Here is a 15,343-nt window from a genome sequence, read left to right as displayed (position 1 = left end):
TGGTGGTACGAGTCTGAAACACAAATTTGATAACTCTCAGAGACAGGCGCACACTTTGCTCTTCTCGTGTTAATGAAGGTGTAGTAATGAAAACTGGAGATAAACAGTTTGCCGTGATTGGGTTGGGGCGTTTTGGTTTGTCGGTTTGTCAGGAGCTGGAAGATTCCGGGGCACAGGTATTGGCGGTCGACATCAACGAAGATCGGGTCCGCGAAGCGGCGGGTTTTGTGACGCAGGCGATTGTCGCCAACTGCACCAATGAAGAGACCGTCTCAGAGCTGAAGCTGAGTGACTACGACATGGTGATGGTGGCCATCGGCGCTGATGTGAACGCCAGTATTCTGACCACTCTGGTGGTGAAAGAAAGTGGGGTGAAAGCGGTATGGGTGAAGGCCAGCGATCGCTTTCAGGCCAAGATTTTACAAAAAATCGGTGCGGACCATGTGATCATGCCTGAGCGGGATATGGGCGTGCGCGTGGCACGTAAAATGCTCGACAAACGCGTGCTTGAATTCCAAGAGCTGGGCAGTGGTCTGGCGATGACCGAGATCATTGTTGGTGCGAAATTGATGGGTAAGACGCTGGGGCAGTTGGCCTTGTGTAAAGTGGCAGGCGTGCAGGTGCTGGGCTTTAAACGTGGTCCGGATATCACCAAGGCGCCGGATATGGATCGTAGCCTGGAAATTGGCGACATTATTATTATTGTCGGGCCGAAAGAGGCGCTGGCCAGTCGGCTGAAACAGTTATGATTTTTTCTCAACGGCACGGGGCGATTTACGCCCTGGACAGTGAGAAAACTCAAAAGAAAGGCGGCGAGCCGCGCATTATTCTCTTGAGTTTTCTTGGTGTCCTTATCCCGTCGGCACTATTACTCACGTTGCCGGTGTTTTCTGTTTCCGGCCTGAGTCTGACTGACGCGCTGTTCACCGCCACCTCTGCAATCAGCGTGACGGGGCTTGGTGTGGTGGATACCGGTCAGCACTTTACCTTGGAAGGTAAGATCCTGTTGATGTGCCTGATGCAAATTGGTGGCCTGGGACAGATGACCTTGTCAGCCGTATTGCTGTATCTGTTCGGCGTCCGTCTGAGCCTGAGGCAGCAAGCGTTGGCCAAAGAAGCATTAGGACAGGATCGGAGAGTCAATTTGCGCAGCCTGGTCAAGAAAATCATCGTCTTTGCGATGGTGGCTGAAACGCTCGGCTTTGTGCTTCTCTCACTACGTTGGGTGCCAGAAATGGGCTGGCAAACCGGGATGTTTTATGCGCTGTTTCATTCGGTGTCGGCATTTAACAATGCGGGCTTTGCGTTGTTCTCCGACAGCATGATTGGCTTTGTGAACGATCCACTGGTCATCTTCACGTTGGCGGCGTTGTTTATCTTTGGTGGTTTGGGCTTTACAGTGATCGGTGACTTGTTGAGTAACCTGAAAAAAGGCTTCGCACATCTGCATTTGCATACCAAACTGATGCTAATGATGACGCCAGTTTTGTTGGTGTTTGGCACCATCATGTTCTGGCTGCTGGAGCACAATAACCCGTACACCATGGGGACGCTGAATCCGGGTACCCAGTGGCTGGCGGCTTTCTTTCAGTCAGCCAGTGCCCGGACCGCCGGTTTCAACAGCATCGATCTGACGCAGTTTTCTCAACCGGCGCTGCTGATTATGATTGTACTGATGCTGATTGGTGCGGGTTCGACGTCGACCGGCGGGGGGATCAAAGTCTCGACTTTCTCTGTTGCGATTATGGCAACCTGGGCATTCCTGACGCAGAAACGCTATGTGGTTTTGTTCAAGCGCACCATCAGTTGGCCAACGGTCACCAAAGCGCTGGCGATCATCGTGGTGAGCGGTTTATTGTTAACTACAGCCATGTTCTTGCTGATGCTGACGGAACAGTCCAGCTTCGACAAAGTTATGTTCGAGACTATTTCTGCCTTTGCCACGGTCGGGCTGACTGCCGGGTTAACAGCGGAGTTGTCGGAGCCTGGGAAGTGGATCATGATTGTGGTGATGATTATTGGCCGTATCGGCCCGTTAACACTGGCGTATTTGTTGGCGCGTCCGGAACCATCGCTGCTGAAATACCCAGAAGATAACGTGCTGACGGGGTAATTCAGTCCCCGCCGAAGTGATCCGACAATGCGGCGCGGCGGTTTTTCGCCGGGCCGCCGTTTTCTCTGTCAATGGTATGCTCAAACCCTTGCTTGATGAAGCGTTGAGTCGGGCTGTTGGGCTGCAGGCGTTTGAGTTGGGGTGAGCGCTCCGTTCCGGCCATTTCGTAAATCGAGATGCCACTGCCCGTTTCGACGTAGATGCGCTTGCCGGTAAAATCGTATTGGGTGGCGATCAATCGGCCATTCTTGAACACGCCGTGATCATTGAGTGTCAGAGTATCCGTGTTGTAGACCGGTGTCCCGATCTCAACCCAGGTTCCATAAACATGTTCTGGGTTGGTGTAAGCGCGATAGCTAAAATAGATCAACAGGGCAAACCCGGCGGCAAGCGTCGCCAGAATCAAACCTAAGATAACTTTGATTGCACTCTGTTTTGCCATTCCAGACCCAGCGTCGACTCCTACACCTGTAACGGGATTTTTGACTGCCATTCCTTGCATCCCCGGCCACGAGTTATTCCGTACTCCGTATGACAGAGTGTAATAATTGGCTCAAGGTCGCAAATAACACCAGTAGAAATTTGATCTTCTGCTCAAAGGTTACGGCCTGTTATGCAGCGTTATGGATATCCAGATACGGCGTGACCAGTGACTGAACATCGACATTGGCGTGCAAACGAGCTGCCAGTAAGTATAGCCCACCGATTTTGCGGTGGAGGAAAAGCGCATCCGCAGGTGGTGTATGCCAATAATCTTTTTCCATACTCAGGACGGTGCCGGCATCACGCAGTCGCTGCGCTAGGCCGCTGGTGGCAAAATCATAATCACCCTGATGCAGCATGGGCTCACACGCCATTCTGACCAGTGCTAAGATGGCTTCCCGTTGGTCTGGATCAATGGTTTGACTGAAAAAGCCAATCTGAGTCAGAGCAGTATCTAGCCGCTCAGTTTCCCCCTTCATCACGGCCGAGAACGCCATGCGATAGCCTTCGCTGATGGTGGTGCGGTATTCACGGGTCGCGCCAAAATCCAATAGGGCGATTTGTCCGCTGGCATGGTTGTACAGATAGTTGGCAAAGTTGGGATCGGTTTGCACCAACTGAAATTCGAACAACTCGCGAAACAACAGAGAGAGTAAGTGGGTCATGACCTGATCCCGAATCGGCTGAGCAGCGCTGTGCAGTGATTCGATCGGCACGCCGTCCACATACGACATGCTTAGGACGGTTTTAGAGCTGAGTGCGGGAAACACTTGTGGCACCACAAATGCCGGGTCGTCACTCAATAGCGCTTGGTAACGTCGCAGATAGTGCGCTTCGCGCACGTAATTGGCCTCGTAATGCAACTGAGTTTTCGCCTCTTCCAGTAGTGGCGCGATATCGACCTCTTTAGGGAGCAGTCCAACCACGTTGAGCAGCGTTCCAACATTGTTGACATCGCTGTCGATGCTTTTCTCCACGCCTGGGTACTGTACTTTTACCGCCAGCTTGATGCCGTCATCGGTGTAAGCCTGGTGCACTTGTCCAATCGAGGCGCTGGCGATCGGTTTGAAGTTAAACGCGAGGAACTGCTGTTTCCACTCCTGTCCGAGACCTTCTTCCAGTACCGCCGCCAATTGTTTCGCCAGCATGGGATTGGCGTCTGAACGCAATCGCGCCAGTACTTCGGCCAATTCCGGACTGAGGAGATCGCCTGCATCCATCGATAACATCTGGCCGACTTTCATTGCCGCACCACGCAGATGTGCGAGCTGATCCGCGACCCGTTTAAGGTTTTTCGGTGTCAGAAGCAGCTCTTTGGCGGAAGGACGTTTGCCTTGCATCCACTGTTTGGTACCCTCGGAGACCACATTGCCAGTCACGCGCGTGGCAAGAGAGGCAAACTGGCCGAGACGAGACAGTCTATGGGTCGGTATTTTACTTTCTCGCTGTGACATCGTGGCGTCCTGTTGGTTGTGATTCCGTCTGACTTCATTATGTCGGTTGATGACGAATTTCCCTAAATTATTCTCTTTATACGCGCTCGCTTCCATCTGGTTGCATCGATGAGTTGGTGCTCGTTTACTGCGGCAATTATATTTTCATCAACATCTTGTGCCATGCGAGGTTATCCGATACAACTTGAACTCTCAAATCAGAGACAGGAAAAAACAATGATTAAGGAAAATACTTATTTTGAGGGCGGTGTGAAATCGCTTGGTTTCACCCAGCAAGACGGCGACAGCAGTGTCGGAGTTATGCTGCCGGGTGAATACACTTTTGGTACGGCAGCGCCGGAGCGAATGACGGTTGTGAAAGGTGCGCTGATCATCAAGCGAGCCGGAGATGCAGACTGGCAGACATTTGCTGCTGGTGAGTCGTTTGACGTGGCGGGCGATTCATCGTTTGATCTGAAAGTGGAAGTGGCCACGGCTTATTTGTGTGAATATCTGGGCTGAGCCGGATAAAAAAAGCCACGCCGTGGCGGCGTGGCAAACAAAAAGTTGAATGACAGTGGATTATCCAACTTTCTCTTACCAATCGTCCCCGAAAGGACACCTAAGAGGGGTTAGTACAATTCAAACTGACCACTGTTGTAATCCCGGATAGCCTGTTCAATCTCAGCAACGCTGTTCATGACGAACGGGCCATAGTGAACCACAGGCTCGTTAATCGGCTCACCCATAAAGATCAGGACACCACTGTCTTGAGCTGCGTCGAGCGTGAACTCGTCCCCTTTGGACAGCAGTGCCATCTCTCCTTGCCGGACTACGCGATCAGCCAGTCTGACCTCTCCTTTATAGTTGTACAGCATGACAGTATGATTGCCGTTGGTTTGCACTTTTAAGGCTTGTCCGGCTTGCGTGCGCCAGTCCGCTACGGTTGCCGGGACGCCGGTGTCGACCAGTGGGCCGGTCAGTTGCTGTCCTTCCAATCGGAGCTCTCCCGCCAGTAACCTGATCAGGCCTTCACTGGCAGAGTGATGTTCGGTGATGGTTTCCGGCTGAAAGTCGTGGTATTGAGCCGGTTGCATCTTGTTTTTGGCGGGTTGGTTAATCCAAATCTGGAAACCGTGCAGCGCTCCATCCTGCATAATGGGCATCTCACTATGGATGACGCCACGGCCTGCCGCCATCCACTGTGCGCCGCCACTTCTCAGCTCACCGATGTTCCCCATGTGGTCACGATGTTGAAAATGCCCTTGCAGCATATACGTTAAGGTTTCAATCCCGCGGTGAGGGTGAGGCGGAAACCCACCAACATAGTCGGCTTTGTCGTCCGATTTGAGCTCGTCCACCATCAGAAACGGTGAGAATCGCGCATTATCAAAACCGGCAACACGACGGATTTTAACGCCGTCACCGTCGGACGTGGCTTGTGACGGAATAATTTGTTGAATGATTCTCGCTTGGCGCATAACAGCCTCCTTAGTGTGTATGCAGGCAGTGTAGCGCGGTAAATTGCGGTCGTGAGGGCGGGCTTTTCGGTGGTCTTATTCGATAATTTCGAACATCAACCGAGGAATAAGCACAATTTACACTCTAGTTACTGCACTATACTGAATTTGAAAGGATTCGCTGAGGAAGAGGAGGTTGTATGGCCGTAACACGCAGAGATCCTGTTCCCCACCATGATTACGACGAGGAGAATGATTTCACCACAGATCAACGCCGTCGGTACACTCAGGTGGCGAATACCGCTGTCAAACGCCGTCAGGAGCAAGATGAGATCCCGGTTCACAAACGGAAACGGGCTGCGGTGATCCGGCGGGCGAAGCGCATCAACCGCAGTTCACATAAAGTAAAATATGCACTGGCAATGCTAGCGATCCTAGCGGTGGGTTTGTCGGTTATGTACCTGAGTGGCTGAACTCATTTCTGAGCCAGGCTCTGAGTTGCAGGACGTGTTCGTTCTGCAGCTTTTCTCTCTGACAGGTAAAATAAAAATCCTGATGCGGGTTGGTTACCGGCTGGCCTATCTCTCTCAATAAACCGAGTTTAATGTCATCACGCACAAATAAGCGGTGTGTGACGAATACGCCCAGTTTTCGTATCGTCGCCTGCACGGCCTGAATAGAGGCTGAGAAAGAAAGATTGTGTCCTGACGTCGGAAGTGGAAGCTGGTGCGCATCACACCAGACTTGCCAGTCGTGTTTGCGACGTTCATTGGCTGCGATGATCGCGGGATAGGTATTTAGCAGCTCAGCAAGCTCGATGGGGTTATCTCGCTCAAGCAAATCCGGGCTGCACACCATCACCAGTTCATCTTCGCCCAACAATTCACAGTAATAATCCTGCCATTCGTCGGTGTGACCGTGAATGATGGCAACGTCTACTCCTTCCTGTTCCAGAACAAAGCTACCTACCAGGGTGGAGATGCGTACGTCGATATTGGGCGCGAACTGATTGAAGCTGTGTACCCGTGGGATCCACCAGTGCATGGCCAGTGAGTTGACCATGTTAAGTGTCAGCCGATGCGAGTGGCGTTTTTCGAGCAGATTCTGAGTGGCAACAACGATCTGCTCCAGCGCCGGCGCAATCTGTTTGTAGTATTGCTTACCATTGGCGTTGAGTGTGACGTTGCGACCTGAGCGGTGAAACAGGGGCTGATCCAACTGCGTTTCCAACGATTTGATCGCCTGGCTGACGGCAGAATGACTGACATTCAGCGCTTTGGCGGCCTCGGTCATGCTGCCAGTTTCAGCTACCGCGACGAATGAATACAGCGATTTGAGTGGTGCGAGTTTTTTCATGAGTAAGTTTTTCTTACAGGTTTGGTTAATGTTACTCGTTTTTTATTCGCCGGTCATCTCACTACACTACGGGGCAGAAGAGGAGAGAAGTATGTCCCGTTCATTGCGTCCTGTTATATTTATTCTGTCATCGACATTCAGTCTGTCGCTGACTGGCTTATTGTCTAAGTATCTGGCTGAAGCGATGAATGCTCAGTTGTTGAGCTTTATGCGTTTTGTGGTGCCAGCCTTGATGTTGGCTGGGGTAATGATGCTGACCCGGTTTAATTTACCATCCAGAAGCATGTGGAAGCCGATGTGGATAAGGGCATTGTGTATCGCGGCTTGTCAGGTCTGCTTTATTGTTTCATTACAACATTTGTCCCTGGTTGAGAGTGTGGTGTTGTTCAGTACCGGACCCTTGTTTATTCCAGTGTTAGAAAAACTGATTTTTTCGGTCCGGTTGAGCTGGCTGACGCTGTTCGGGCTGTGCATGACATTCGGTGGTGTGCTACTGCTGGCTGGCGATGTGTCTGGTATTCAGTTGCGTCCAGAGTTGTTGATTGGCCTGGCGGCCGGATTGTTTAATGCCGGGTCTCAACTTAGCTTATACCGTGCCAGCAAGGGAGGGATGCGAGCCATTGATATCAACTTCTGGACCTTCGTGTGTGCAGCGGTACTGTTGTTTCCCGTCCTGGTCATTTCGGGAATCAGCTTAAACCCACAAGCATGGGTCGCCCCGCAAGCCAGCACGGTCGCCATTGTGGTCGCATTGCTGACCGCATCTGTGCTGATCGTAAATACCCAGGTATTTCGTTCAAAGGCGTATCAACTGGCGGAATCAAACTCACAACTGGCCCCGTTGATTTTTACCAATCTGCTGTTTACCGCGGTGTGGCAGTTCTGTTTCTTTGATGAGCGTTTCACCGCATTGCAATTGATGGGGATTTCACTCATTGTCGCGGCCAGTGCGGTGAATGTGATTGTCCCAAAGCTGATTCGACGTCGCACCCGTTCACAAACCGGTGAGCTGAATCCGGGGACCTGAATCTGAGGGGCAGGAAAAGCCATCAAGTGGCGCTGACCGCTTGATGGCGTTATAAACAGGTTTTACTTGGCAATTAAACCGTAAGGCATGCCAAGAAAAATGCCAGGATTTGAGGTGAGGGTTGGGGCGACATTGACGCTTTGCCAGTCCAGTAACATGATCGCCAGTACATTGCGATGTTCACCATATTCAAGATCGAAATCGCCGGTGGTTGAGGGAATCATGCCATGGCGTAAGTCGAGCGATGCCTGGATCGCCCGGCGTGTTTTTTCAACCACAGGGTCATTATCCAATCCGGCGAGCAGGAAAGTCAGTCCAACTTCAGCGATGACATCTTCCTTAGCTCTGAGCAAAATTGTATCGATGTTGCGTCGCATGTAGTCGTAAATCCACGGGTACTGTTTCTCATCGATCTTATGCTGATAGTACCGTGAATCGGCAAACACAATGTGAGTCATGCCATAGAGCTTGTTGCCGTACTGTTGTTTGGTCAGTTCACTGTCTTCGGAGTCAGGATAGGTTTCGCGGAACGTTTTAATAAACATATCTACGACGTCTTGTTCCCCCAATTGACGCAACCAGAATGCTTGATTGGCCAGTTGCGCTGCCCAGGCTTTCACCATCTCTTTATTACTGACATACTTGGTAAAATCGTACTGGCGCAGCAATTGACGCAACTGTTTGTCTTTGACATGTTTGAGGCCATATTCGTCTGCCCGAGCCATAGAACCCAGTAAACCGACCCCGATATACAAATACTCCGGCATACTTTTGGTGGCGTTGTAGCGTCGCACACTGCGCTCGTCTTTGTCGTCGAGGTAAGCGTTGAGCCGCTTCTCTGAATAAAGAATCACTTGCTCCGGGGTATTGATCTCTTCAGCACATTCGTTCAAGCGGCTGGCCACACGGGCCAAATCACTCCAGATGGCGGCGGCGTACTTGGGATCGAGCGTTTGACGATACATTCGCAGCGCATAATGCCCTTCTTTAAACGCAGGTAGCGTGTAGAGTTGGGTTTCGTAGGTGTGGCGGATTATGTCCGCGGATTGTTGGTAAGTGGTTTGAGATTCATTCAGTGCCAATGCTGACGCCGATACAAGCAAGACGGCACTGGCAGTAAACGACAGATAAAGTTTTTTGAGCAGCATATCAGTGAACACGTAAACGAAAGTTAATGTAAGTTTAACAGCTATTTGCGATCTGTATGCCAGCCATAAGTCAATATTTAATATTTATACAAAATTGTGATCAAAGCGAATTTATCTGACGGAAAGTCAGGTTAATACGTGCAGATTTTGGCTGGGCGGTTTTAGGGACGCAATGGCGCCAGAAGTGCTGCGTTTCTCCACTCATGATGAGCAGGGAACCATGATGCAGATCCAACTGGCGCCTTTCGCCATTGTGCTTGTGTTTGAGCACAAAACGTCGGCTATCGCCAAGATTTAAAGAGGCGATCACCGGGTTGCGGCCGAGTTCCGGTTCATTGTCCTGATGCCAGCCCATCGAATCCTGCCCGTCTCGGTACAAGTTCGCTAGCACCGAATTAAAACGCGTGCCGCTTGCGTCTTCACAGCGTTGCTTTAGCTCCAGCAACAAAGGGGACCAAGGCAGAGGTTGCATTGTCAGGCCAGAGTATGTGTATTCCGCATCGCCATACCAGGCCTGGAGTCTCGGCTGCGCCACCTGGCGGCCAAACAGGTTGATTGACTCTTGTTGCCACGGCACCTCATTTTGCAGATGTGTGAACACATGATCGGCTTCCTCCGCAGAGAGAAAATTGGCAGACCAGAGCAGGGTGCCATTAGTCAGATCAATCGTTTCTATAAGCGAATTGGGCGTGGAAAATAAATCCAAAATACGTATCCTTGACCAGATAATAATCAACAAAATGTGCAATCTGTAACTGATTGCGTTATGTTCTGTTACACGATAAACCCACTCGGTGTGTGGTTGCTTATGCAAAATAGTCTCACCGAGCGATTTACATAACCAGCATAAACACCATTGCCGGACACATCATAAAAATCATAACCGGTGAAGTAAAAAATGATCAACGACAGTTTGGCTGAACGCGTGCATAGGGGAATTTGAATGTCGCATGGTTCACGCAGACATTGGTCTGTCAGCTTGCTGTTTGCGCTATTTTTAGTCAGTTCGGTCGCGATGATCGAACTGATTGATTACAACCAGAAATCGAAACTAGAGGACGAATTGCTCGAAGAAGGGCGCAAAGATTTGGCCTCGATTCGTTCACGTCTGGAAGCCACAATGTTGGCGGATATCTACCGGATCCACAGTCTGACGTCGTTTGTCAGCCTCAACCCGGAACTGACTCAGTTTAACTGGCAAACACTGGCGGCCAGTATGATTCAGGAAAGCCGTCATGTCCGCATCATCGGTCTGGCACCGAATGATGTGATTCACTACATCTATCCATTGCAGGGCAATGAACGGGCACTCGGGCTGGACTACCGGAAAGTGCCGGAGCAATGGTATTCGGTCAAAAAAGCGCGAGATATTAAGCAGATTTTTATTTCTGGTCCTGTCCCTCTGATTCAGGGGGGACAGGCACTGATCGTACGCCTGCCAATTTTTACCGGCAGCGCGGATAACCCGGTGTATTGGGGCGTCGCCAGTATGGTGATTGATCTTGATGGCTTACTGGAAGACGTCGGTGTTCAGGACTTTGACCAGAGTTATCATCTGGCGATTCGTGGACGTAACAGCCTCGGAGCGAGCGGAGATATCTTTTATGGGGACGCCTCGACGTTCAATCGTGCGTTCAGCGTACAGACGGTCTTTTTTCCTTATGGTACTTGGGTGATTGCCGCATCGGAGCAGTCCAATCAACTCAGTCAGCTGCCCTGGTATCAGGTGCATCTGGCCCGGGTGGTTGGCTATCCGGGGTTAGTGCTTATCCTGATTGCTTTTGTGACTATTTACCGTCTTTACCGGGCGGCCAATCGACGTTCTTTGCACGATGAGTTGACCCATTTACCCAATCGGCGCTACTTCATGTTTACCCTGCAACGTCACTTCGACAATGCGCTGAGAAACAAAGATGTGCAGAAGACATTCTCGGTGCTCAATATCGATTTGAACCAGTTTAAAGCCATTAATGACCAGTATGGTCATGCTGCGGGTGATCTGGTGCTCACTCAGGCGGCGAGACGCATCAGTCGTTCACTGCGTTCGTCAGATGTGGTTGCGCGTATTGGCGGGGACGAATTTTTAGTGCTGCTGCCGCGGATCAGCCGAGAGGAAGACGTCATCGCGGTGAAAAACAAAATCCAGCAGGCTTTGTGCTCCATTCCGGTTGAGTACGAGGGGCACCATATTCCGATTCATGTCAGCATCGGCTCAGCATTGTATTCGCACGAGCACCTGACGATCGATGATTTACTTAAAGATGCGGATCAGCAAATGTACAGTGAGAAACGTCGTAGCCGAGCGGCGTAACAGTGTGTCTTATACTGATAAGTGTATGAGTAAACCTGGTTGAGGAAATGAGCCGTGCGTCCGTTATCTGAATGGTTAGAAGCCTATGGTGAGAGTCACCAACATCCGATTAACCGGGCAATTCACAAAGTGGCCGTCCCGGGCATCTTTCTCTCTGTGATTGGTCTGATTTGGTCCATCCCGGCGCTGCCGATGCCTAATGTGAATGTCAACTGGGTGTGGTTACTGCTGATCCCTGTGATGATTTTTTATTTCCGCCTCTCAACGAGTGTTTTCCTGATGATGCTGGGCTTTTCACTCGCCTGCATTGGTTTGATCTGGTCGATGGAACTGCTGGGCTGGCCGGTGTTGTCGGTTTCTCTGCTGATGTTTGGCGTGTTGTGGATGCTCCAGTTCATCGGTCATAAAATCGAAGGAAAGAAACCGTCTTTCCTGGAAGACGTGCAATTTTTGCTGATTGGTCCGATCTGGGTGTTCCGTAAACATTAGTTTTTGCATTATGCGATTAATGATTTTTGCAAAACGTTTTAGTTTTGCAAAATGCAAAGGCGTTATGCATGGTGTTTGGCTGAAACTGCACTTTATTTAACCGAAATCAGGCCGGAAATTATTTTTTAAAAGTTGGCACGCATCGTGCTTTACTTAGAGTGACCCTTATTAAGCCGAGGGTCACCTAGCCAACTGACGTTGTTAGTGAACCTTACATTTGTTCACACTTATACATAGCCAATCACGCTCATTGTGATTGGCTTTTTTTCTATTTGGCCTCCACTACTTGCTTATTCGTCGCCTTGACAATGGCTGTAGCAGCTTGGTTTACGAGGGCAGACCGCTCCACGCGAGCAAATCACCCGAGCATCGTTGGCGATACCGCGCTCTATCCACTTGATATTGAGGATCTTGGCAATGGTAATAAACTCTTTACGAATGTGAGGCGGAATCGTTGCCGTGCCGCCGTGCGATACGCAGAGTTGTTTCAAGTCTTCCGCAATTTCCAATGAGTTTCCACCCTGTGCGTCAATCGCTGGGTTGAGATCGATCCCCGCACACAGCACCCGGTTGTTGCCCGCGGGATCGGTCATATTGACCGACTCACAGCAATAAATTCTCGGCTCGTCGCCAACGTTGAGAATGGATATTTGTGCCGAGCTGCCTGGCTGAGGCTCAGAGAGGCGACGGAAAACGGCCCAGTGTTGACACGGGTCGTTCACCTTACGCATGTTTCCCCAAGGCAATGGAATACCATTACCCCGATAAACCGCTTTCAGCTTGTTTTGACCGTACGCATCAAAATAATGCCAGTGTGGGTAAGGGGAGACCACGGTCATCCGTCGCATCGCAACCGAAGGCGAGACTCCGGCTTTGGTATGCACATCAATTTCATAGCCGTTGCGATCCAGTAATTGGCGAAACGGTACTTTCGGGCACAGCAGGGCGCCCGCGAAAAAGCTCGACTCGAAATCTCGCCACGCCTGCAAAATATCCTGTGAATTGAGTTCAGAGGTTTGTGGGGCGGTATTGGCGTCCTCCCAGCTGTTGGTGTGACCGACAGACAGCACATTCTTCAGCCCGTCACGACTGTGCAACACGCAATGGCCAATGTACACCGCCAGATCGTATTTCAGCCGGGTTGGGTAATCGCGCAGGATTTCGTTGAGGTAAATCGTGCCCGGTGGTTCAAAAAAGGAGGTAATCAACTGTTTGGCGCTGACCCCCAGTTCATCAACCACGTCTTCTGGCGTCCGACTGGTCCAGCGGATAGTCAGTCCCAGGCTTTTGGCAATATCAATGATGTCTTCAACTGATAGATTGAGTCGTTTCAGACCCACTTCTTCCGCCGCCCGCTCCAAATCCGGAAAATGGTTCTGGTTATTTTCCTGATGCGCCCGAATCAGCAGGTGGGCAAACTGACGCCCGGTAATACCGGTCTGGGAGAGCATTTCTGGAATGGCAATTTGCAGAATGTCGTTGGAGAACAAAAAGCTTGGTTCAAGTGCCATACCGCTGATCCCGCCTCGATTGCCTTTGTCAGGGGTAATCGCAGACTGCTCTGGCTCGTCGTCTAAGAACCAGGCAGGATCTTTTTGGAATACTTCGGCGATCACCTCCAGCATATCGACGCTGGGAACTCGTTTCCCCCGCTCAATCATCGACAGGTAAGAGACCGATGGCGCGTACTCAGGGTTAACCCGTATGCATCTCGCGGAGAGATCTTCCATGGTTAAGTGATTGCGTTTTCTAAGGTTTCTAATTTTTGTCCCTAAAAAATGGGATTGACGAACCAGGCTTTTTGACAGCGACATTTTGTAAAATTCACATTGTAAAATTTTTGTTGTGAAATTGTAGTCAAAATTCCGCTAGTCTACCAAGTAAGCAAGGTCACAAATTCGCCACGGAATGAAACACGAGTTTGGAATATTTGCTCTAGGACAGATTTTTTTGCAGCAGTCACCACCCGTTACAAAGGAAGGGCTGGTCGGAGAGAGGGAAAGACTATGAATATGCTGACATTCGATAAAAACGAAATCCAAAAACAACAAAAGCCATTTATCGCTGAAGCCGTCTTTGCCGTCGAGACGATCAGCGCTCACGAGCAGATGGAAAAACAGAAAAAATCCAAGCAACTGCTGGATCGTCTGTTCCCGCTGGAAGCCGGTTCGCATCAGGACGTTACCTGTTATGTTATCGACTACTGCCACGTGATGGCGTATTTCAAAGACGGCCGCCACAGTGGCTTGAAGCACCCCAAGCAATTTGTGGCTTATACCGGCGGCAAAGAAGAGCCCAAGTCAATTCTGTTCCGCGATGGCAGTGGTAGTCATGTGGAAGTGATGTTTGGTTGCCACAAAGGCACTGGCTGTGTGGAGTTGATTGATATTGACGACATTCAGTTGGAAACGTGCACCACGCTCGCTCAGACTTGCAATGAGACCCCGCTGGCGGCGATGCGTCACTGGATCAGCCTGGTGAAAGGCGATGAGAAAGGCAAACCGCACGCGTGCAGTGAAGATAAAGAGTACACCGCTAAAAATGGTGACGATTATCATCTCGATTACTGCTACCACCTGTAATGGGCGGGAGCACCACCAAAAGCCAGCCTCGTGTGCTGGCTTTTTTGTGGGCGCGAGTTCAGAACAGGCGACGTTTTAGTCCGGCTTTTTCGAGAATGCGGGTGGAGATTTCTTCAACCGACAATGAGGAAGTATTGATATACGGGATCGCCTCACGACGGAACAGAGCTTCAACGGTGTGAAGCTCGAGTTTGCATTGCTCCGTGCTGGCGTAATCGCTGCCGGAAAGGCGGTTTTCACGGATTTCAGTCAGTCGCTCCGGATCGATGGTCAGGCCGAACAGCTTGTGACGGTACACTTCGAACTCCGGCAACAGACGCAGTGATTTGACGTCTTCGGCAATAAACGGGTAGTTCACCACCCGCAGACCAAACTGCATCGCCATGTACAAACTGGTTGGTGTTTTGCCGCTACGGGAGACCCCAAGCAGAATGATGTCGGCGTGCTCCATGCCCTTGAGGGTGATGCCATCGTCGTGCGCCAGGGTGTATTCGATGGCGGCGATACGGTCAAAGTAAGTGTCTGAGTCTTTACCGACACTGCGTGAGCGTTGCAGTTTGGGTCGGGGAGGCATCTGAATGTCTTCCTGCACTTTCTGCACAATGCTTTCCAGTACGTCGTAGCTGTGGGCGGGGGCCTGAAGCAATTTACGCCGGACATCGGGCACCACAATCGAAAAGAACACCAGCGGTTTATGACCGGACTGGCGGTAGGAGTGTTCAATGGCTTTGACTACGTCGTCGGCGCGATCTTCGCTGTCGACAAACGGAAAGGTTTTTTCGTTGGTGTTGACCGGGAACTGACCCAGTACAACATGCCCTAATGTTTCACATGTAATCGCGGTTCCGTCAGAAACATAGAACACATCACGACTTTGAGTATCTGTTTGCATTTTTGTTTAAAGTTTAAAAATCTTTTGAGTAGGATGTAACACATAATAC

The 15,343-nt window shown here is 50.6% G+C and carries 16 protein-coding genes; 8 read left to right on the top strand and 8 right to left on the bottom strand.

Annotated elements, in window-relative coordinates; translation table 11 throughout:
• Positions 1 to 86 precede the first annotated feature (86 nt).
• A complete protein-coding gene (locus CAG65_RS21605) occupies positions 87 to 749 on the top strand; it encodes a potassium channel family protein (protein ID WP_161454940.1) in 663 nt (220 codons plus the stop codon).
• Complete coding sequence (locus CAG65_RS21600) at positions 746 to 2,113, top strand: TrkH family potassium uptake protein (protein WP_161454939.1); 1,368 nt, start codon at positions 746 to 748, stop codon at positions 2,111 to 2,113. The genes CAG65_RS21605 and CAG65_RS21600 overlap by 4 nt, the downstream gene beginning before the upstream one ends.
• 1 nt (position 2,114) lies before the next feature.
• Here the strand turns inward: CAG65_RS21600 and CAG65_RS21595 are convergent, their stop codons facing one another.
• Both CAG65_RS21595 and CAG65_RS21590 read right to left on the bottom strand, forming a co-directional pair.
• Positions 2,115 to 2,555 (bottom strand): DUF2850 domain-containing protein, encoded by a 441-nt coding sequence (locus tag CAG65_RS21595; RefSeq protein WP_161454942.1) that lies wholly within the window; start codon positions 2,553 to 2,555, stop codon positions 2,115 to 2,117.
• A gap of 169 nt (positions 2,556 to 2,724) precedes the next feature.
• Positions 2,725 to 4,050 (bottom strand): ABC1 kinase family protein, encoded by a 1,326-nt coding sequence (locus CAG65_RS21590; protein ID WP_161454938.1) that lies wholly within the window; start codon positions 4,048 to 4,050, stop codon positions 2,725 to 2,727.
• A gap of 216 nt (positions 4,051 to 4,266) precedes the next feature.
• On the opposite strand from CAG65_RS21590, the gene ppnP reads away from it, so the two are divergent.
• A complete protein-coding gene (gene ppnP / locus CAG65_RS21585) occupies positions 4,267 to 4,551 on the top strand; it encodes a pyrimidine/purine nucleoside phosphorylase (RefSeq protein WP_021706057.1) in 285 nt (94 codons plus the stop codon).
• A 110-nt stretch (positions 4,552 to 4,661) separates the two neighbouring features.
• Here ppnP and CAG65_RS21580 read toward each other — a convergent pair whose 3' ends face one another.
• Entirely contained in the window at positions 4,662 to 5,510 is an 849-nt protein-coding gene (locus CAG65_RS21580) for a pirin family protein (RefSeq protein WP_161454937.1), read from the bottom strand.
• A 179-nt stretch (positions 5,511 to 5,689) separates the two neighbouring features.
• Between CAG65_RS21580 and CAG65_RS21575 the strand changes: the two genes are divergently transcribed.
• Complete coding sequence (locus CAG65_RS21575; RefSeq protein ID WP_161454936.1) at positions 5,690 to 5,962, top strand: hypothetical protein; 273 nt, start codon at positions 5,690 to 5,692, stop codon at positions 5,960 to 5,962.
• Here the strand turns inward: CAG65_RS21575 and CAG65_RS21570 are convergent.
• Positions 5,943 to 6,845 (bottom strand): LysR substrate-binding domain-containing protein, encoded by a 903-nt coding sequence (locus tag CAG65_RS21570; protein ID WP_161454935.1) that lies wholly within the window; start codon positions 6,843 to 6,845, stop codon positions 5,943 to 5,945. The genes CAG65_RS21575 and CAG65_RS21570 overlap by 20 nt on opposite strands.
• A gap of 91 nt (positions 6,846 to 6,936) precedes the next feature.
• Here CAG65_RS21570 and CAG65_RS21565 point away from each other — a divergent pair, with 91 nt between their 5' ends.
• Entirely contained in the window at positions 6,937 to 7,872 is a 936-nt protein-coding gene (locus CAG65_RS21565) for a DMT family transporter (protein ID WP_161454934.1), read from the top strand.
• Positions 7,873 to 7,934: 62 nt separating this feature from the next.
• Here CAG65_RS21565 and CAG65_RS21560 read toward each other — a convergent pair whose 3' ends face one another.
• Both CAG65_RS21560 and CAG65_RS21555 read right to left on the bottom strand, forming a co-directional pair.
• A complete protein-coding gene (locus tag CAG65_RS21560) occupies positions 7,935 to 9,020 on the bottom strand; it encodes a DUF3541 domain-containing protein (protein WP_161454933.1) in 1,086 nt (361 codons plus the stop codon).
• A gap of 100 nt (positions 9,021 to 9,120) precedes the next feature.
• On the bottom strand, positions 9,121 to 9,726 hold the full coding sequence (locus CAG65_RS21555) for an alpha-ketoglutarate-dependent dioxygenase AlkB family protein (RefSeq protein ID WP_202599488.1): 606 nt from the start codon (positions 9,724 to 9,726) through the stop codon (positions 9,121 to 9,123).
• A gap of 237 nt (positions 9,727 to 9,963) precedes the next feature.
• Between CAG65_RS21555 and CAG65_RS21550 the strand changes: the two genes are divergently transcribed.
• Together CAG65_RS21550 and CAG65_RS21545 are read left to right on the top strand one after the other, a co-directional pair.
• On the top strand, positions 9,964 to 11,331 hold the full coding sequence (locus CAG65_RS21550; protein WP_161454932.1) for a diguanylate cyclase: 1,368 nt from the start codon (positions 9,964 to 9,966) through the stop codon (positions 11,329 to 11,331).
• A gap of 54 nt (positions 11,332 to 11,385) precedes the next feature.
• On the top strand, positions 11,386 to 11,820 hold the full coding sequence (locus CAG65_RS21545) for an Mpo1 family 2-hydroxy fatty acid dioxygenase (protein ID WP_021706065.1): 435 nt from the start codon (positions 11,386 to 11,388) through the stop codon (positions 11,818 to 11,820).
• 290 nt (positions 11,821 to 12,110) lie between these two features.
• On the opposite strand, the gene CAG65_RS21540 is transcribed toward CAG65_RS21545, so the two are convergent.
• Complete coding sequence (locus tag CAG65_RS21540) at positions 12,111 to 13,634, bottom strand: DUF3612 domain-containing protein (protein WP_021706066.1); 1,524 nt, start codon at positions 13,632 to 13,634, stop codon at positions 12,111 to 12,113.
• A 192-nt stretch (positions 13,635 to 13,826) separates the two neighbouring features.
• Here CAG65_RS21540 and CAG65_RS21535 point away from each other — a divergent pair, with 192 nt between their 5' ends.
• On the top strand, positions 13,827 to 14,402 hold the full coding sequence (locus CAG65_RS21535) for a hypothetical protein (protein WP_021706067.1): 576 nt from the start codon (positions 13,827 to 13,829) through the stop codon (positions 14,400 to 14,402).
• 58 nt (positions 14,403 to 14,460) lie between these two features.
• Here CAG65_RS21535 and ppsR read toward each other — a convergent pair whose 3' ends face one another.
• Positions 14,461 to 15,294 carry a posphoenolpyruvate synthetase regulatory kinase/phosphorylase PpsR gene (gene ppsR, locus CAG65_RS21530; protein WP_021706068.1) on the bottom strand — a complete coding sequence of 278 codons (834 nt, stop codon included), beginning with the start codon at positions 15,292 to 15,294 and terminating at the stop codon, positions 14,461 to 14,463.
• Positions 15,295 to 15,343: the final 49 nt, after the last annotated feature.

This window comes from Vibrio sp. V39_P1S14PM300 (assembly GCF_009904765.1).
Classification (GTDB): domain Bacteria; phylum Pseudomonadota; class Gammaproteobacteria; order Enterobacterales; family Vibrionaceae; genus Vibrio; species Vibrio proteolyticus.
The sequence above is the reverse complement of the archived record's forward strand: the minus strand, read 5'-3'. Positions and strand labels throughout refer to the sequence as shown.

Bases quoted from the DNA above. Each gene is read 5' to 3' on its own strand.
- ppsR (WP_021706068.1), bottom strand. From the start codon at position 15,294: ATGCAAACAGATACTCAAAGTCGTGATGTGTTCTATGTTTCTGACGGA.
- ppnP (WP_021706057.1), top strand. From the start codon at position 4,267: ATGATTAAGGAAAATACTTATTTTGAGGGCGGTGTGAAATCGCTTGGT.
- CAG65_RS21550 (WP_161454932.1), top strand. From the start codon at position 9,964: ATGTCGCATGGTTCACGCAGACATTGGTCTGTCAGCTTGCTGTTTGCG.
- CAG65_RS21600 (WP_161454939.1), top strand. From the start codon at position 746: ATGATTTTTTCTCAACGGCACGGGGCGATTTACGCCCTGGACAGTGAG.
- CAG65_RS21580 (WP_161454937.1), bottom strand. From the start codon at position 5,510: ATGCGCCAAGCGAGAATCATTCAACAAATTATTCCGTCACAAGCCACG.
- CAG65_RS21570 (WP_161454935.1), bottom strand. From the start codon at position 6,845: ATGAAAAAACTCGCACCACTCAAATCGCTGTATTCATTCGTCGCGGTA.
- CAG65_RS21575 (WP_161454936.1), top strand. From the start codon at position 5,690: ATGGCCGTAACACGCAGAGATCCTGTTCCCCACCATGATTACGACGAG.
- CAG65_RS21565 (WP_161454934.1), top strand. From the start codon at position 6,937: ATGTCCCGTTCATTGCGTCCTGTTATATTTATTCTGTCATCGACATTC.
- CAG65_RS21560 (WP_161454933.1), bottom strand. From the start codon at position 9,020: ATGCTGCTCAAAAAACTTTATCTGTCGTTTACTGCCAGTGCCGTCTTG.
- CAG65_RS21595 (WP_161454942.1), bottom strand. From the start codon at position 2,555: ATGGCAAAACAGAGTGCAATCAAAGTTATCTTAGGTTTGATTCTGGCG.
- CAG65_RS21605 (WP_161454940.1), top strand. From the start codon at position 87: ATGAAAACTGGAGATAAACAGTTTGCCGTGATTGGGTTGGGGCGTTTT.
- CAG65_RS21540 (WP_021706066.1), bottom strand. From the start codon at position 13,634: ATGTCGCTGTCAAAAAGCCTGGTTCGTCAATCCCATTTTTTAGGGACA.
- CAG65_RS21535 (WP_021706067.1), top strand. From the start codon at position 13,827: ATGAATATGCTGACATTCGATAAAAACGAAATCCAAAAACAACAAAAG.
- CAG65_RS21590 (WP_161454938.1), bottom strand. From the start codon at position 4,050: ATGTCACAGCGAGAAAGTAAAATACCGACCCATAGACTGTCTCGTCTC.